17 protein-coding genes are annotated in these 17,892 nt (G+C 32.4%); 4 read left to right on the forward strand and 13 right to left on the reverse strand.

Annotated elements, in window-relative coordinates; genetic code table 11:
• Positions 1-107: 107 nt before the first annotated feature.
• The 9 genes from pgi to uvrC form a co-directional block, all read right to left on the reverse strand.
• A complete protein-coding gene (pgi, locus tag VDP25_RS01220) occupies positions 108-1,754 on the reverse strand; it encodes a glucose-6-phosphate isomerase (protein ID WP_334465812.1) in 1,647 nt (548 codons plus the stop codon).
• A gap of 2 nt (positions 1,755-1,756) precedes the next feature.
• Positions 1,757-3,070 (reverse strand): peptidoglycan DD-metalloendopeptidase family protein, encoded by a 1,314-nt coding sequence (locus VDP25_RS01225; protein ID WP_334465815.1) that lies wholly within the window; start codon positions 3,068-3,070, stop codon positions 1,757-1,759.
• Positions 3,071-3,082: 12 nt separating this feature from the next.
• Entirely contained in the window at positions 3,083-4,015 is a 933-nt protein-coding gene (locus tag VDP25_RS01230) for a tryptophan 2,3-dioxygenase family protein (protein ID WP_334465818.1), read from the reverse strand.
• Positions 4,016-4,029: 14 nt separating this feature from the next.
• Positions 4,030-4,818, reverse strand: coding sequence for a DUF3108 domain-containing protein (locus VDP25_RS01235; protein WP_334465821.1), 789 nt, complete (start codon positions 4,816-4,818; stop codon positions 4,030-4,032).
• 357 nt (positions 4,819-5,175) lie between these two features.
• Positions 5,176-6,336 carry a 4-hydroxyphenylpyruvate dioxygenase gene (gene hppD / locus VDP25_RS01240; protein WP_334465824.1) on the reverse strand — a complete coding sequence of 387 codons (1,161 nt, stop codon included), beginning with the start codon at positions 6,334-6,336 and terminating at the stop codon, positions 5,176-5,178.
• Positions 6,337-6,379: 43 nt separating this feature from the next.
• Positions 6,380-6,859, reverse strand: a complete 480-nt coding sequence (locus VDP25_RS01245; protein ID WP_334465827.1) for a CCC motif membrane protein — start codon at positions 6,857-6,859, stop codon at positions 6,380-6,382.
• 30 nt (positions 6,860-6,889) lie between these two features.
• The gene (locus tag VDP25_RS01250; protein ID WP_334465830.1) at positions 6,890-8,050 is read right to left on the reverse strand and encodes a homogentisate 1,2-dioxygenase; all 1,161 of its coding nucleotides are present in this window, start codon (positions 8,048-8,050) and stop codon (positions 6,890-6,892) included.
• Positions 8,051-8,265: 215 nt separating this feature from the next.
• Positions 8,266-10,503: a patatin-like phospholipase family protein gene (locus VDP25_RS01255; protein WP_334465833.1), complete on the reverse strand. Its 2,238-nt coding sequence runs from the start codon at positions 10,501-10,503 to the stop codon at positions 8,266-8,268.
• Between the two features lie 35 nt (positions 10,504-10,538).
• Positions 10,539-12,332 carry an excinuclease ABC subunit UvrC gene (gene uvrC / locus VDP25_RS01260; RefSeq protein ID WP_334465837.1) on the reverse strand — a complete coding sequence of 598 codons (1,794 nt, stop codon included), beginning with the start codon at positions 12,330-12,332 and terminating at the stop codon, positions 10,539-10,541.
• Positions 12,333-12,420: 88 nt separating this feature from the next.
• Here uvrC and VDP25_RS01265 point away from each other — a divergent pair, with 88 nt between their 5' ends.
• From VDP25_RS01265 to VDP25_RS01280, 4 genes are read left to right on the forward strand one after another with little or no spacing between them, the layout of a single operon-like run.
• On the forward strand, positions 12,421-12,849 hold the full coding sequence (locus tag VDP25_RS01265; protein ID WP_215926804.1) for an ATP-dependent zinc protease family protein: 429 nt from the start codon (positions 12,421-12,423) through the stop codon (positions 12,847-12,849).
• Positions 12,846-13,721, forward strand: a complete 876-nt coding sequence (gene rimK / locus VDP25_RS01270) for a 30S ribosomal protein S6--L-glutamate ligase (protein WP_334465844.1) — start codon at positions 12,846-12,848, stop codon at positions 13,719-13,721. The genes VDP25_RS01265 and rimK overlap by 4 nt, the downstream gene beginning before the upstream one ends.
• 4 nt (positions 13,722-13,725) lie before the next feature.
• The gene (locus VDP25_RS01275) at positions 13,726-14,691 is read left to right on the forward strand and encodes a succinylglutamate desuccinylase/aspartoacylase family protein (RefSeq protein ID WP_215926802.1); all 966 of its coding nucleotides are present in this window, start codon (positions 13,726-13,728) and stop codon (positions 14,689-14,691) included.
• Positions 14,691-15,257: a 5-formyltetrahydrofolate cyclo-ligase gene (locus VDP25_RS01280; RefSeq protein ID WP_334465850.1), complete on the forward strand. Its 567-nt coding sequence runs from the start codon at positions 14,691-14,693 to the stop codon at positions 15,255-15,257. The genes VDP25_RS01275 and VDP25_RS01280 overlap by 1 nt, the downstream gene beginning before the upstream one ends.
• Positions 15,258-15,271: 14 nt before the next feature.
• On the opposite strand, the gene VDP25_RS01285 is transcribed toward VDP25_RS01280, so the two are convergent.
• The 4 genes from VDP25_RS01285 to VDP25_RS01300 all read right to left on the reverse strand — a co-directional run bounded on the left by VDP25_RS01285 (position 15,272) and on the right by VDP25_RS01300 (position 17,889).
• Positions 15,272-16,036: a hypothetical protein gene (locus VDP25_RS01285; protein ID WP_334465852.1), complete on the reverse strand. Its 765-nt coding sequence runs from the start codon at positions 16,034-16,036 to the stop codon at positions 15,272-15,274.
• A 61-nt stretch (positions 16,037-16,097) separates the two neighbouring features.
• Positions 16,098-16,715 (reverse strand): lipoprotein signal peptidase, encoded by a 618-nt coding sequence (locus VDP25_RS01290; RefSeq protein WP_334465854.1) that lies wholly within the window; start codon positions 16,713-16,715, stop codon positions 16,098-16,100.
• A gap of 66 nt (positions 16,716-16,781) precedes the next feature.
• Positions 16,782-17,402: a hypothetical protein gene (locus VDP25_RS01295; RefSeq protein WP_334465855.1), complete on the reverse strand. Its 621-nt coding sequence runs from the start codon at positions 17,400-17,402 to the stop codon at positions 16,782-16,784.
• A 106-nt stretch (positions 17,403-17,508) separates the two neighbouring features.
• Positions 17,509-17,889, reverse strand: coding sequence for a TraR/DksA family transcriptional regulator (locus VDP25_RS01300; RefSeq protein ID WP_334465857.1), 381 nt, complete (start codon positions 17,887-17,889; stop codon positions 17,509-17,511).
• Between the last annotated feature and the right edge of the window lie 3 nt (positions 17,890-17,892).

Raw genomic sequence — 17,892 nt, forward strand, 5'->3', positions numbered from 1 at the left:
GCTAAAACATTAACTCAATGTTAACAATTAAGCCTTACGAAGATAAATATAGAATCAACAACTTTAGCGCATTAACAGTTAAAATTACTAAAACTTTTTAACAATTTTTAACAATTTTTCTTATAAAAAGCCAATAAATTTTGCGTAGAAGCATCATGATTAGCGTCTGTACTAACATCAGTTAGCTCATTTAGTATAGATTTAGCGAGTTGTTTACCTAATTCTACACCAAATTGATCATAACTATAAATGTTCCAAACAATACCTTGTACAAAAATTTTGTGCTCGTACATAGCTATGAGTTTCCCTAAACTCTTTGGTGTTAACTTTTGAATTAACAATGACGTTGTTGGTTTATTACCTTCAAACACTTTAAAAGGCAGCAATTTAGACATCTCTTCTTGCGACAATGATTGCCCTTTTAATTCCGACAAGACCTCCTCTTCAGTCTTACCATTCATTAAGGCTTCGGTTTGCGCAAAGTAATTAGACATTAATTTATTATGATGATCTTTATTACCATGTAACGACTCAACATAACCAATAAAATCTGTTGGAATTAACTTTGTACCTTGATGTATTAACTGAAAAAACGCATGTTGCGAATTTGTACCTGGCTCTCCCCAAATTATGGTTCCTGTCTGGTAGTTTACCTTATTCCCATTTCTATCTACACTTTTTCCATTGCTCTCCATAATACCTTGTTGAAGGTAAGTCGCAAATTGATTTAAGTATTGTGTGTATGGAATTATAGCTTCACTTTCGGCATTAAAAAAATTATTATACCAAACCGTCAATAATGCTGAAATAACAGGTATGTTTTGGTTAAAATCTGTCGTTTTAAAATGCTCATCCATTTGATGTGCTCCCTCTAAAAGGCTTTCAAAATGCTTGTAGCCTAAAGCTAAACTTATGGAAAGACCAACAGCACTCCACAATGAAAAACGACCACCAACCCAATCTTTCATAGGAAAAATATTAGCTTCGTCTATTCCAAATGCTTTTACACTTTTAATATTTGTAGAAACCGCTACAAAATGTTTAGACACTGCTTCTTGTGGTAACGACTTTAAAAACCAAGCTCTAATTGAATTGGCATTAGATAAGGTTTCTTGTGTTGTAAATGTTTTTGAAACTATTACAAATAATGTTGTTTCGGGATTTAACGTTTTAATAACCTCTTGATAGTGGTCTCCATCTACATTACTTACAAAGTGTGTATTTAGATGATTTTTATAATATTGAAGCGAATCTACAACCATTGCTGGCCCAAGGTCTGAACCACCAATCCCAATGTTTACAACATCTGTAATAGCTTTACCTGTAAAGCCCTTGTGCTTACCACTTACAACTGAATTGGTAAACGCTTCTATTTTTTGTTTTACTTCATAAATTTCAGGAATCACATTTTCACCATCTACAAAAACCGCTGCATCTTTAGGTGCTCTTAACGCTGTATGTAAAACAGCTCTTCCTTCTGTAGCATTGATGACGTCTCCTTCAAAATATTTTGAAATTGCACCTTTTAAATCCAACTCGTTTGCTAACGCAACCAATAAATCAATTGTTTCTGTAGTGATTCTATTTTTAGAAAAATCAACATAAAAATCTTCCCATTGTACAGTTAGTTTATTTGCTCTTTCAGCATCAGAGTTAAATACATCTTTTAAATGCTGAGACGCAATAGATTCAAAATGCGCTTGTAATTGTTTCCACGCTTTTGTAGTGGTTGGGTTGGTTGCTTTTAATGCCATTATTATATATCTACGTTAGTATCTTCAGTGATTGTGTTTTCTGGTTGAATTGGATCTGCTTCCAAGAAAAAGATATTGTCTAATCTTTGTTTTATAGGCTTAATATGCTCTAAGAATTTAACTTTTAAACTGTCTGAAATTGGTTTAGCTTCTGGCAGTTTTTGTTTAAATGGATCTACTTGTTGTCCGTTTTTCCAGAAGCGGTAACACACATGAGGACCACCTGTATTTCCTGTCATTCCAACCTTACCAATAATATCTCCTTGTTTTACAAATTGCCCTTTTTCAACTAAGCGTTTACTCATGTGAAGGTATTGTGTAGAATAGGTATCGTTATGTCTTATTTTAACATATTTACCATTCCCTCCTCGTCTTGTAGACTCTACAACTGTTCCATTTGCTGTTGCCATAATTGGTGTCCCTATTGGTGCTGCAAAATCGGTTCCTTTGTGAGGGCGCACTTTATAACCATAAACCGCAATACGGCGTTTTAAATTATAGCGCGATGATATTCTACTAAATTGAACAGGAGCTTTTAAAAATGCACGTCTTAGGTTTTTTGCATCTTCATTGAAGTAATCTACAATCCCTTTTACAGAATCTGTTTGAAACCGAAAAGCATACAAAGAATCTCCATTATGTTCAAAATACGCCGCTTTTACATCATGTACTCCTGCGTATATGCTATCATCAATATATTTATCTGTATAAATAACCTTAAAGCGATCTCCTTTTTGAAGTCTTCTAAAGTCTATAGTCCATGCATATATATCATCAGCCATTTTATAAGCTAATCGCTGACTCAGTCCTTTATCTTCTAATGTTTTAGAAATACTACTCTCTATAACACCAGTCGCTATTTTTTCAATATACGTTACTGGTTTTTTACTTGTATAGGCGTGAATAGAATCTTTTAAATTTACCACAACATACTCTACTTGATCTGTTTGATAAATAAACGTTTCTGGACTTGGCAGGCTATCTTTTTCTGATTCCTTTGAAAATAATAATGTATAAGGTTTACCTGGATGAAGTTTTCTGATATCAAAAGTATCTTTTGTTTTTTCGGCAATTTGAAAAATATCTGGATATCCTATATTGTTTCGTTGCAAAATTTCGCCAAAACTATCTCCTTTTTGAATGGTATCTCGTTTTACAATATAGTTATTGATATCAAAACCAAACTCTAGAATTTTTTCTTCTTCAACTATTTCTGCTAATTCTTTTTCGTATGCTACTTCTGCTGAGTTATCTTCTTTACAAGCATATACACTTACTGCAATTACAGCAATTGTTATTAATCGTTTTAACTGCATTAATTAAGCTAATTATAAATTATTTCCCCAATTTTCTAATTCTTCTGCACTCCATAATTCTGGAAAGAAAATACGTCTTTGATATTTTGGATGCATGTATTTTTTCCAATCACTTCCGCCAGTTGCTTCTCCATCACCAATACCACTATCTATATAATGTTTGGCGGCATTATAATGTGCCATTACCCAAGAGACATTCACAGTATAATCGTAATGACGCATAGCTTTAATAAGCTCTTCGTTTTCCTGATCTTCTTTTGGTAATTCTTTAAAACGTGTCCAAAGATTTTTAGTATTATAGGTTTTCATAAACCTTAAAAACTCATCCTTGTATCGTTTTTCAAAATTAACTAAAAGTGTGGATTTTTTTCCTGTTTTATAGTCTTTTCCTGCAGCTTGCCAATATAAATGTTCAAACGCATGTGTATAAGGAGTATCTCTATCAATATTTTTTCGGAACCTATAATCAATAAGATTAATCAATTCTGTAGATGCAAATTCTATAAATCTATATTGTGCACTTTGAAAACCGCTCGCAGGAGTTAAGGTATATCTAAATTTCATATACTGTTCAACATCCATACCCTCTCTCATAATATTAAATGAGGTTGATAACATATCGAAATAGCGGCTAATTCTCATGAGTTTACTTTCAAAAAAAGTAACATCCATATTTTCTTTTTCTGCTACTTGAGAAATTTCCCAAAGTATCATTTTAAAAATCAACTCATTAATTTGATGATAAGCGATAAACACCATTTCATCAGGAAGTGTTGTACGCTGAATTTGTAAGTTCAACAAAGCATCTGTCTGAATATAATCCCAATACGTTATTGGTTTGCTATACAATAAACCGTATAAATGGTCGTCTGTATCTTGGTCTATTTTTTCGTACTTCTCTTGAAGTGCTTTTATAATTTCGTCGTAATTTGGTTGATCTGACATATATTTGGTTAATCTTAAAATTCTATTTGAAAGGAGTGTTTTAATCCTTTAAACTCCACAAGATCTGCACGTAGAGAACCTACAGCTAAATCTGCTTTAATTCTTAAAGGGATTTTATTTTTATCGGCACTGACCCACAGTGTTAAACTTTCTTCTTCTTTAAAAACACGACCAGCCATAACATAAGGTCTAAATTTTAAAGTTTTTACTTTTACATCAGAATCATTAACATCTACTTTAATAGTTTCTTCGCCTAAGTATTTGAGTTTAAATCCGTAATTTTCTGCATCAAAGAACATGTTGGTTTTTATTTCGTCACCAACTTTTAAAGCAGCTACATCTATGTTGTTTCTTAGATAATAGTACATTGAAACCATATCTTGTACATCCTTTTCTGTAGCTACGGTCTTAATTTCATTTTTCTTTTTATTATTGACTTCTGCTATTCGTTTAGCATGATCAAATTTAATTTCAATATTTTTTGTGTGACCACCTTCATCAATTTTTCTTATAAATTTATAAGGTGCTCCTGTTTCTTTATCAAAATAGCTTTCATAACGGTCTTTAACTTTAAAAAACCATTTTATGGCTCCAGTAGTCCACCCTTTACCTACAACGTGAAAAACAGGTTTTCCGTCTAAATTAGTATCTTTTACAGATAGTGTTGCGTTACCTGCTTTAAGAAAACCACTATAGCTCATTTTGAATTTAAACCACTCTCCATCTTGAAATGCGGATTCCTTTTCAATATTTGATGTTTGAAATCCGACTAAGAATAATATGATTGTAAAAAAATATTTCATGTGTTTATATTTTTGTTTTAAGTCACATGTAGTCCACTATTAGTTTTCTGTTTGGCAATATATTTTTTTAAATGCTCGCCTTATAACCTTTAGCTTGTAAATGTAATTAATGTAACGGATTTTTTCTGTTACAATTATCTTAAATACAATTACTATTCCAAATGTAATAAATCATTAAAACACAACGCAAAAACCTTAGTTAATTTAAAACTATTTTTAGATTAATGCTTACCTTCTTAAATTCAATTAACCTTAGTATAGAGCTATCCATTTCTCCTCATTTGAGTTAAGATTATATGAAATGGAAATTAAAATTTTAAGCGCGTTTACTTGTAAGAAGTTAAACGCGCTTTTTTTTTACAATGTCCCTCTTTTGGCTTGCTCTCTCTCAATAGATTCAAACAAGGCTTTAAAGTTACCTGCACCAAAACCTTGAGCTCCCATGCGCTGAATAATCTCAAAGAATAATGTTGGTCTATCTTCTACAGGTTTTGTAAAAATCTGTAATAAATAGCCTTCTTCATCAGCATCTATCATTATAGATAACTTTTGAAGCTCACTAATATCTTCTTTCATCATGTCCATATGCTCACCTAATCGTTTAGGAATATCATCATAATAGGCTTGTGGTGGAGGTGGTAAAAACTCAACACCTCTTGCTTTTAATTGTGAAACGGTTTTAATAATATCGTCTGTAGCAACTGCAATATGTTGTACTCCTGAATCTTCGTAAAAATCTAAGTATTCTTCAATTTGAGACTTTTTAGCTGCTTTTGCTGGTTCGTTAATTGGGAATTTAATTCGGCCATTTCCATTACTCATTACCTTACTCATTAAAGCAGAGTATTCTGTGTGGATTTGTTTATCATCAAAAGATAAAAAGTTTACAAATCCCATTACGTCTTCATACCATTTTACCCATTTATTCATTTGTCCCCAACCTACATTACCAACCATGTGGTCAATGTATTTTAAACCTACAGGTTCTGGATTGTAGTCAGTCTTCCACTCTACAAAACCTGGCATAAATGTTCCTGTATAGTTTTTACGTTCTACAAACATGTGCACTGTTTCTCCGTAGGTATAAATTCCTGCTCTTACAACTTCTCCAAACTCATCTTTTTCTACCGTTGGTTCCATGTAAGATTTTGCGCCTCGTTTTGTTGTTTCTTCGTAAGATTTACGTGCATCCTCTACCCAAAGTGCAACAACTTTAACACCATCTCCATGCTTAACAATATGTTTGTTTATTTCAGAACTACTATTTAACGGAGTTGTAAGTACAATACGAATTTTATCTTGTTTTAGCACATAACTTACAGAGTCTTTAGAACCTGTTTCTAATCCTTTATATGCATACGACTGAAAACCAAATGCTGTTTTATAAAAATGAGCTGATTGCTTTGCATTACCAACATAAAACTCGACGTAATCTGTTCCTAAAAGCGGCAAAAAATCTTGCGCTCCTTCAAATATTTTTTCTAAACCGTAGTTTACACTTTTAACTTCTTTTGCCATACTATTTTATTTAATGTTTTAAAATCAAAACTTTTATTGCTTATTAAAAAAACTCTTTTTCGCTTGTATCTACCTCTGTAGAATCCTCCTCAATGATATAAGTATCATCTTCATAAGTATCATCTTCCCATGTATTTAATGAGTCTGACTCCATTTCCGAATCATAGTAATAATCATCATTTTCAAAATCATTAAAACCATCTAACATTCCCGAAGACAACATCGTTCCGTAAAAAATTAAAACGGCTGCGGCCATAAGCACTATTAATCCATTAATTACAATAGCGATAATATTTATAATCTTAGCCGTATTAACGTTACTTCTAGACTGTGGTGAAAAAGCTTCGGGATTTTCTCCAAACTCTTTTAAGCTTTTATTTGCTACAACAAGACCTATTATGGCCATAATTAATGGTACAATTGCTGTTATTCCGTAACAGCAACAACTTGCAATACCAATAACTAGAGCTAGCACACCTAAAATAAGTGCTAATGGGTCTGCTGATAATTTGTTTTGATTCATTTATTTTAAGTGATTTTTTTAATGTAATAATTAGTGTTCTAACCAAGATTTAAAATAATCTTCGTCAGCTATTTTTAAAGCCTCTTCCGTTACTTTTAAGGGCTTAAATGTATCTACCATTACAGCTAGCTCGTCTGTTTTTACCTTACCTATACTGCGCTCCATAGCTCCTGGATGCGGACCATGCGGAATTCCTGCAGGATGTAAAGAAATATGACCTGCATCAATATCATTTCTACTCATAAAATCACCATCTACATAATACAACACCTCATCACTGTCTATATTACTATGGTTATATGGAGCAGGAACTGCAAGCGGATGATAATCGTATAGTCTTGGCACAAAACTACAAACCACAAAAGCATCAGTTTCAAATGTTTGATGTACTGGTGGTGGTTGGTGTACACGCCCCGTTATAGGTTCAAAATCGTGAATTGAAAATGCATATGGGTAATTGTAACCATCGTAACCTACAACATCAAAGGGATGTGAGGCATAGACCATTTCTATAATTTCATCTTGTTTTTTGACCTTAATCAAGAAATCACCGGACTCATTATAGGTTTCTAACTCTTGAGGTTGGCGTAAATCGCGTTCGCAAAAAGGTGAATGCTCTAACAATTGCCCAAAATAATTACGGTAACGTTTAGGTGTATAAATTGGCCTGTACGATTCTACAATAAATAAGCGGTTATCTTCTGTATCAAAATCTAGTTGGTAGATAATTCCTCTTGGCACTAAAAGATAATCTCCGTATTTGAAATCGAGATTACCTAACATGGTTCTTAATTTCCCTGTGCCTTTATGGATAAAAATTAACTCGTCTGCATCCGTATTTTTATAAAAATAATCTCTTGTAGATTCTTTTGGTGCAGCTAAAATGATATTACAATCAGTATTGGTTAATACAATTTTACGACTGTCTAAATAATCGTTTTCTGGTTTTACTTGAAATCCTCTAAAACGATACGATTGTATATTGTTAGCTTTCGCAATTTTGGGCGCTACGCTATATTGCTTTTTAATTTCTTTTACCTGAGTTGGTCGTTGCTCATGGTAACTGTTGGTAGACATACCGTCAAAACCAATAGTTCCGAACAATTGTTCGTAATAAAAATCGCCGTTTGGTTTTTTAAACTGTGTGTGGCGCTTTGGTGGAATTTTCCCTAATTTATGATAAAATGGCATTTTTTGAATGGTTTAAAAAGTTGAATTGATTATCCGTTTATTTGGTATATATCAAACTATGCTTAAAGGTACAAAAAATGTGTATTTATTCTGGATTCCTTTTCATAAGGAAGTGAAGATGTAATTTTATGTTTTGCCAGAAGGGTTTCATAATACACAAATATCGAAAATTTATGTGAGATGCTGAAATAAATTCAACACTAGAAAATAAGTTTTTAAAACCAAAACCCAAGATTAAAAAGCCAATAGCTTTTACCTGTATCTGGCGAATGCGTAAATTTACCTTCCAAAGGCCCTAAAAACGTTTCTAAAGAATATCCAACAGCATAACCACTATAGCTTGGCGATAAGAAAAAATCACCCGACTCAAAAAGGCCATCATCTATATTAGCAAAGTTACCAGCCAAAAGAATATGATGATTTTTAAAAATCTCATAATCTAAAGTTAGTGTTCCTTTTACAAAACTATCTCCAGTTAGGGTTAAATAATCGTAACCGTAAAAAGAATAAAAACTATTTATAAGGTTTTCGCCATAACCACCTAAAGCAAAACTTAATGCTTTTGTAGATTTATCTCCTATTTTAAAACCACCACTTGCTTCCGTTTTTAATGCTAATTTATCATTAAAACTAAAGGCATAACCAAAATCTGCTTTAGCTATTGAAAACTTGTCAAAACTCTTGTTTAATCCTGATGCTTTTAAATACAAATGAAAGTTTCCATCAAAGTAAAATCCTCTTTTTGGTAAAAGTGCATTATCGTAATCATCGAACTTTAAATTTCCAAACACACTAAAGTAATCTGTGTTTTCAAAAGTTATTTTATCTTCTCGTACGTTATCAATAATAGTTTCCGAAGTTATTTTTAGATGCTTATGCTCTGCACCTATCTTTAATGCAAAATCCTTTCTAAAAATAGTTTGTAAATACAACTGATTTGTAAAATCTGAAATTTTTGCATCAATTTTATTTAAACCTACTAAAAAAGGTGAATCTGCGTCTAAGGCCAATAAAGGATTAACATTTTTATTAAACTGATTGAAACGCGATTTTACTCCAATACTAATATAAAACCCTTTATCTATAAAATAGTCAAAATTATACCTACTGTTATCTCCCAACACCAAATCTAATGAAGCTATATCATTACTAAACAATAACTTTTTTTGCGTAATATTTGCAAGTATGGCACTTTTGTATAATTCATCATAATGCAAACCTAATCTTAAGAATGTACTAGTTCCGGACTCTTTTACACTACCTACTAAACTATATTCAGATTCATTTTCTGTAGCTTCTAATTGGTATCTAAACGTATCAAAATTATTAGTGGCAATAAGGTTGTTTATTCCTTGTTTAAAATCTGCGTAACTTATTTTTACTTTTTCTTTTAACTTTAATTTTCCAAGAAGATATGCTCTGGTATAACGTTCATTACCATCAATATTCACATTTCTAATTTTAAGACTATCTAAAACCTTAACTTCTTTTGGCTTTTTATAAGTTGATTGCTGCTGTTTTACACCTTGTAATTTAGTCAGTTGAGTTCTGGCTGCGGCTTCACCATTAGCGATAATATTCTCGCCTTCATCAAAAGAGATTACAGAAAAATTACTAATATCAGGTTTAATATAAATATCGGTTAATTCCGACTTATTTCTCATTGCATTTATAGTCCTAAAATTATTGATTTGCATTAGAATATCTGGCGCCGAATTTAAAGATTCTCTATCTTTTAAACCGTCCTGAACATCAACTCCAATTATAATATCCATGCCTTTGGCTCGTAATTCTTCGACCGGAAAATTATTAGTAACTCCGCCGTCAATTAAAATTCTCTCACCAATTACTACAGGCTGAAATAAAGAAGGCAAAGCGCCACTTGCTGTAACAGCTTCTGCCAATTTACCTTTATCCATAATTAAAGATTCTCCTGTTTCAATATCAGTGGCAATGCAAAAAAAAGGAATAGGCAATTGATCAAAATCTGAAATAGAATTAACCGGAAGCATGAGCTGAAATAGTAAATTATAGACATTTTGTCCACGAGATAAGGCTGACGGCAAACTGATTTTAAAATTATCAAAAGGTAAGGTTACAGCATATCGTTCTGAATTTTCGCGTTCGTAAAATGATTTTGAACTTCTTGGAAATGCATCATTTATTAATTCATCAAAATCTTGAGCTTCAAACATTTTTTCGAGTTGCTTACCAGAGTATCCAGACGCATACAACGATCCTATAATTGCCCCCATACTTGTACCAGCAATATAATCTACTTTTATTTCTAGACTATCTATTACTTTTAAGACTCCAATATGAGCAAACCCTTTAGCACCACCACCACTTAATACTAGACCTACTTTTGGTTCAGAATTAGCAGTGCTATTTTGTGCTTTTGCAGAAAAAAGCACAATTAGAAATAGTAATACTATTAGATGTTTATTTTTCATTATGCTGAACCTCTCAAGATATTTGTTTCTTTAATTTATTCTTTATGATAATAGTTATACACTTTATTTGCTCGCGATACTCCAACAACAGCTTCCAATTCATCTAATTTAGCATTCGCAATTCGTTTTACCGTTTTAAATTGCTTCATTAAATCTATAATAGTTTGCTCTCCTACTCCCGGAATGTTTTCTAGCTCTGTTGTCAATGCTCCTTTACTCCTTCTATTCCTATGGTGTTCTATACCAAAACGATGCGCTTCGTTTCTTAACTGTTGTATGATTTTTAAAGTTTCACTTTTCTTATCTAAATACAGCGGAATAGGATCATCTGGATAAAATAATTCTTCTAATCGTTTAGCAATACCAATGATAGCAATTTTTCCTCGTAATCCTAACACATCTAAGCTTTTTAACGAAGAGGACAACTGTCCTTTTCCTCCATCTATAATTATAAGCTGTGGCAAAGGCTCATCTTCATCTAACAAACGTTTATAACGCCTATATACAACTTCTTCCATAGATGCAAAATCATCGGGACCTTCAACTGTCTTTATATTAAAATGACGGTAATCCTTTTTACTCGGTTTTCCGTTTTTAAAAACCACACATGCTGCTACTGGATTTGTGCCTTGAATATTAGAATTATCAAAACACTCAATATGTCTTGGTTCTTCAGACAATCGTAAATCGGCTTTCATTTGCGCCATTATTCTATTAGCATGCCTATCTGGATCTACAATTTTTACTTGTTTGAGTTTATCCATTCGGAAATACTTTGCATTTCGAATAGACAAATCTAAAATACTTTTTTTGTCTCCAAGTTTCGGAACTGTTATCTTTAATTCCGTTCCTAAATTTACTTTAAAAGGTACATAAATCTCTTTAGAATTAGAATTAAAACGCTGTCTTATTTCTGTAATTGCTAATTCTAACAAATCAACATCTGACTCTTGCAGTTTCTTTTTTAATTCTAAGGTATGTGACCTAATTATTGAGCCATAACTCAATTGCAAAAAGTTAACATAAGCGTAAGTTTCATCACTTACAATAGAAAACACATCTACATTGCTAATCTTAGGGTTTACAATAGTAGATTTGGCTTGGTAATTTTCTAAAACCTCTAGCTTTTCTTTTATTTTCTGGGCATCTTCAAATTGCATAGCTTCTGCATACTGCCGCATTTGTATTCTAAATTGCTGTAAGGAATCTTTAAAATTTCCTTTTAGAATCTCTCTAATTGCCGTAATATTAGCAGCATATGCTTCTTCGCTTTCATAACCTTCGCAAGCTCCTTTACAGTTTCCTAAATGGTATTCTAAACATACCTTGTATTTCCCTGCCTCGATTTTAGCTTCAGACAAATCATAATTACAAGTTCGCAATTGATACAAGCCTTTTATTAAACCTAAAAGAGTCTTCACCGTTTTCATACTTGTGTATGGTCCAAAGTATTCTGAACCATCTTTAATAACACGCCTGGTAGAAAACACTCTTGGAAATCGTTCCTTTTTAATACAAATCCACGGATAAGATTTATCATCCTTGAGTAAAACATTATACTTTGGCTTGTATTTTTTTATGAGGTTATTTTCAAGTAGTAAAGCATCATTTTCTGTTTCTACAACAATGTGTTTTATTGACGCAATATTTTTCACCAAAACACGTGTTTTACCATAGTCGTGATGCTTATTAAAATAACTGCTTACACGCTTTTTTATATCTTTAGCCTTTCCAACGTATATTAAACGTTCGTCTATATCAAAATATTGATATACACCTGGTTGGTGAGGAAGCGTTTTTATCTGAATTTGTAAGGTCGATTCTGGCATTTAACCAAAGGTAATAATTCGTAAAAATATTCGTGTATAATTAATGCACTTTATCATTACCTTGTGCCTCTTTTTATATTTTTAATTTATGACAAAAAAGATTTTGGGACGTGTTGATAAAGTTGACTTTCCCGAACTAAAACTTAAGGCTATTGATGTTAAAATAGATACTGGAGCTTATACTTCTGCTATTCATTGCTCTAAAATCAGAGAAGTAGACAATAAACTCTATTGTATTTTTGAAAGTAAAGGACATCCAAATTTTAAAAGTGATGAAGTTATTTTTGACACTTACACTTACACAGACGTAAAAAGTAGTAATGGACATAAAGAAAATCGCTACAAAATAAAAACAACAGTTGTGTTTTTTGGTAAAAGCTATAAGATTAACTTAACTTTAAGCACCAGAGAAGACATGAAATTCCCTGTATTAATAGGTCGCCAGTTTTTAAAACACAAATTTTTAGTCGATGTCGATATCGAAAATCAATCCTATAAACAAACCATAACTAAATGAACATAGTAATTCTTTCGCGCAACGCCGAACTCTACTCTACACAACGCCTTGTTGAAGAGGGCGAAAAGAGAGGTCATAAAATTGAAATTATTGACCCCTTAAAATGCGATATTATTATAGAAAAGGAAAAACCAACCATCTATTATAAGGATCGTTACTTAGATTATGTTGGTGCGATTATTCCTAGAATTGGAGCCTCTATTACCTTTTATGGTTGTGCTGTTGTAAGACAGTTTGAAGAAATGGGCGTTTTTACCATTGCTCCTTCTGATGCTATTACACGTTCTCGAGATAAACTAAGAAGCTTACAACGCTTAAGTAAAGCTGGAATTGGCATGCCTAAAACGGTATTTACCAATTATTCTAGAGATGTAGAGGAAGTTATTAATTATGTAGGAGGTACACCTGTAATTATAAAATTACTTGAAGGCACCCAAGGTCTTGGTGTGGTTTTAGCCGAAACAAAAAATGCAGCAGAATCTGTTTTAGAAGCCTTTAATGGCTTACAAGCGAGGGTTATTGTTCAAGAGTTTATAAAAGAAGCCAAAGGTGCAGATTTAAGAGCATTAGTTGTAGATGGCCAAGTAGTTGGCGCCATGAAACGCCAAGGTAAAGAAGGAGAGTTTAGATCTAATTTACATCGCGGTGGCTCTGCTAATATTATAAAATTAGATGATGATGAACTAAAATTAGCAATGAAAGCTGCTAAGGTTCTAAAACTACCTGTTTGTGGTGTAGACATGCTACAATCTTCGCGTGGCCCATTATTATTAGAGGTAAATTCAACACCTGGATTAGAAGGTATTGAAGCAGCAACACAAAGAAATATAGCAAAAGCCATTATTACTTTTATAGAACGAAACAGAAGATAAACAGATGCCAAAAGATATTTTAAATATTTTAGGAGTTGAAGTCGCTCCTGGTAAAAGTACTACTGTAACTTTTGAAGTTGCAAAATTACACACCAGAAATACTTTGGCTGTTCCTATTATAATTGAACGCTCCAAGCAGCCTGGCCCAACCGTATTAATGACTGCTGGTATTCATGGAGATGAAGTCAATGGTGTAGAAATTGTAAGACAAATTATAGCAAAAGGCATAAACAAACCCAAAATTGGTACAACAATCTGCGTGCCTGTAATAAATGTATTTGGCTTTTTAAATATGGACCGCCTTTTTCCTGATGGTCGTGATTTAAATCGTGTTTTCCCCGGAAATCCTAAAGGTTCTTTAGCAAGTAGAGTGGCTAATTTTGTAATGACAGAATTGGTACCACATGTTGATTTTGCTATGGATTTTCACACTGGAGGATCAGACCGATTTAATGCGGCTCAAATTAGAATAGTAAAAGACAATCCAAAACTTACAGAACTTGCACATGTTTTTGGTGCTCCTTTTATTTATTATTCGCAAAATCTAAATAAATCCTTTAGAAATGCTTGCGATAAAGCAGGCATACCTATGCTACTGTTTGAAGGAGGAAAATCTTTCAATATCCATAATACTATTACCAACACAGGTGTTAATGGAGCCAAACGCGTATTACATCACTTAGGAATGCTAAGAAGTAAATATAAAGTATCACAACCTAAGGTAGACGCTGTCGTAATTAAAGATAGCAAATGGCTAAGAGCTAAATACTCTGGAATGTTTAAAGCCACAGTAAACATAAATGCCTTTGTAAACAAAGGGCAGGTTTTAGGTAATATTACAGATCCTTATGGCAGTTTTAATTACTTTGTAAAATCACCAAATGCAGGTTATATTTTTAATGTAAATGAATCTCCTATTATATATCAAGGTGATGCTATTTTCCATATTTCTACCGAAATTGAAGACTAATGAAAAAGCCTTTATTAAGAAAAAAATATAAAGAGTTACGCCAACAGCTATCTAACACTGAAATTGACAATTTTAGCTTGGCCATTGCTAATCAATTATTAACACTAGATATTTGGAATAAATCCTTTTATCATATTTTCCTAACTATTGCAGAACAAAAAGAAATTGATACCGATTTTATCCTAAATATTTTAGCAGGAAAAGACAAACACATTGTGATTTCTAAAAGTAACTTTGAAGATTACAGCATGTCACATGTTCTGCTAACGGATAGTACAACCATTAAAAAAAACAGTTATAACATTCCTGAACCTGTAGATGGTATTGAAATTCAATCTTCACAATTAGAAGTGGTATTTATTCCGCTTTTAGCTTTTGATAAATTAGGTCACAGAATTGGCTACGGAAAAGGATTTTACGATCGCTTTTTAGCAGATTGTAAGCCTGATACTTTAAAAATAGGACTGTCTTTTTTTGAAGCCGAAGTTGAAACCATTGAAGCTTCCGAAGATGATATTAAGTTAGATTATTGTGTGACGCCTGAGCAAGTAATACAATTTATATAGCCTTCATTAGGCTTTTAATCTGGCCATTCAACTGTAATTATAAATTCTAGGTCTATATCCGGAAAATTAAATGTAAATGTTTCTGGTTGTACACCGTCTAATTCGTTAAAACCAAAATAATTATAATCTTTTCCTAACATCAAATCACCTACCAGACCTTCTTCATCCATATCAGCAGCTAGAAAATTTAATGGAAACCCAGAACCTACATACAGCTCTTCTTCAGATAAATCCCAAGTTAAATCACCTTGGTTTTCTAGAACTTCCGATCTAAACCAATCCCTATTAAAATTGTACGCTCCATCGCTAAAAAAAGCCCTAGACTTTCGAATTATAAAGAAAACATCAGCTAAACGATTAATATCTGTTTCCGCAAACTCCTCATCCCAAGTATTATCAATGTTAGAGAAAGAAACAATCTCCACAGCATTTATTTTCAACGAATTACCTCTAACAACATTAACATTAAGCTCTTTAACAGATGCTATTCCTCCTTCATTGTATGCTTTAATATACAGGGTATTTATTCCAAGTTTATCAAAAGTAAAATAACGAACATGTGTTGTCTCTGGCTCAAAAAATAGTGTTCCAGAACTGTTGTCAAAACTATCATCAAGCGAAGCTTTTACCTCTGTAAAACCCTCACTACCAACTATTGTTAACTCAAACAATTCATCAATAGAAACCGTTTCAGTATAAAACAATTCTATCTCAAAGTTTGATTCTACGGAATCATCATTACTATCGCTAGAACCACAATTAGTAATCAAATAAAACATGAAGCAAAGAAAGGTTATTTTGTATTTCATAATTCTCATATAAGGTAACTAAAATAGTATATTAATTTTCAAAAGCCTTCTTATTAAACACAATTAAAATGCCAATTCCTGTACTAATTGCCATATCAGCCACATTAAAAACAGGATCAAAAAACGAAAAGTATTTTCCACCTATTAACGGCAAATTATCTGGCAGTACACCGCTCCAAATTGGAAAATGAAGCATATCTACAACATTTCCATGAAACACCTTAGCGTACCCGCCTTCTTCTGGCAAAAATGAAGCCACTTGCATTACACTATCATTAAACAAAACACCATAGAATACTGAATCTATAATATTACCTAAAGCACCTGCAAATATTATAGAAATCGCAAATATCAAAGTTTTAGATCTCTTCTTTTTCGTTACATCTATAAGCCAAAATGCAATACCAGTTACGGCAACAATTCTAAATAAGGTTAAAACTAATTTTGCAGTTTCATCTGAAATAAAACTCACAAAATCGCTCAATTTTGTACCCCAAGCCATGCCGTCATTTTCTATAAAAGCAATTTTAAACCATGAAAACACAGTAATATCTTCTCCCAATTGGAAATGTGTTTTTATATACACTTTACTAATTTGGTCAATCAGCAGAATTACAACAATAACAAATGTGGCTTTCTTTAAAGACATAATTTTTCCCACAAAAGCGAGAATCTATTTTAAGTTAAATAATAGTATTAAAACAAAAATAACCGATTATTCCTGTTTGGCAACCTTAATATTGCCATTTATAGACGTCAATTTCCAATATGTCCTTACACTTTTAAATTGATCTAAAACAACGCTTCCATGATTAGAACTGGCCTCAATTTTTGCGTGTTTCGTCTCAACATTAATATCTCCATCTAAAGTGTTTATAGTTGCTGTTTCTGCTTCACCAACAACATGGCATTGCCCTTGTAACAATTCAACATATAATGATTTAAAATCACCTTTTAAATCTACCGAGCCAATATCACTAAGGATTGTTAATATAAGCTGCTCTGGAATTTCTAGACGTAACGTTGCCGCTATAACCTTGTGCGCATTTCGCTTATCATCTGGAATTTCAAATAACGACAAATGTTCTAAACCTAAATTAAGCACATGATTTTCTTCCTCAATAACAACTTGAAAATCATTCTGATACTCACCATCTAATATAGATGTTACTGTTATTTTATCGGTTTTTGAAGTGGAAACAGAAATATTAAAAATTTGATTTCCATTAATAGCTATCGTTTTAATAGACGTTGCCGACAACTGTTTTTGTAATGTATTCTGAGACCGAATGCTTAAAAAGCTAAACAGAAAAACAATACAGATTATATACCTCAAAGACTTTAAAAGAAAAAGCCTCGTAATACAATTACAAGGCTTTATGATTTTGTTTTTATTCAAAATAGAATCTCAATATAATGAGATTCCTGCTGTCGCAGGAATGTTACTGCATATTCTTTGCTTCAATACTCAACGTTGCATGAGGTACTAATTTTAAACGCTCTTTGTTTATTAGTTTTCCTGTTACACGACAGACACCATAGGTTTTGTTTTCAATACGAATTAACGCATTTTTCAAATCTCTGATAAACTTTTCTTGACGAATAGCTAAGGCAGAGTTCGCTTCTTTACTCATCGTTGCACTACCTTCTTCAAATGCTTTAAAAGTAGGAGACGTATCATCTGTACCATTGTCATGGTCATTCATATACGCACTTTTTATCAACTCTAAATCGTGCTCTGCTTTTTTAATTTTATCTTGAACTATTGCTCTAAATTCTTCTAAATCTTTATCCGAATATCTGTTTTTGGTTTCTGTTGACATATT

Origin of the sequence: Winogradskyella sp. ECml5-4 (assembly GCF_036903175.1) — a bacterium.
Classification (GTDB): Bacteria; Bacteroidota; Bacteroidia; order Flavobacteriales; family Flavobacteriaceae; genus Winogradskyella; species Winogradskyella damuponensis.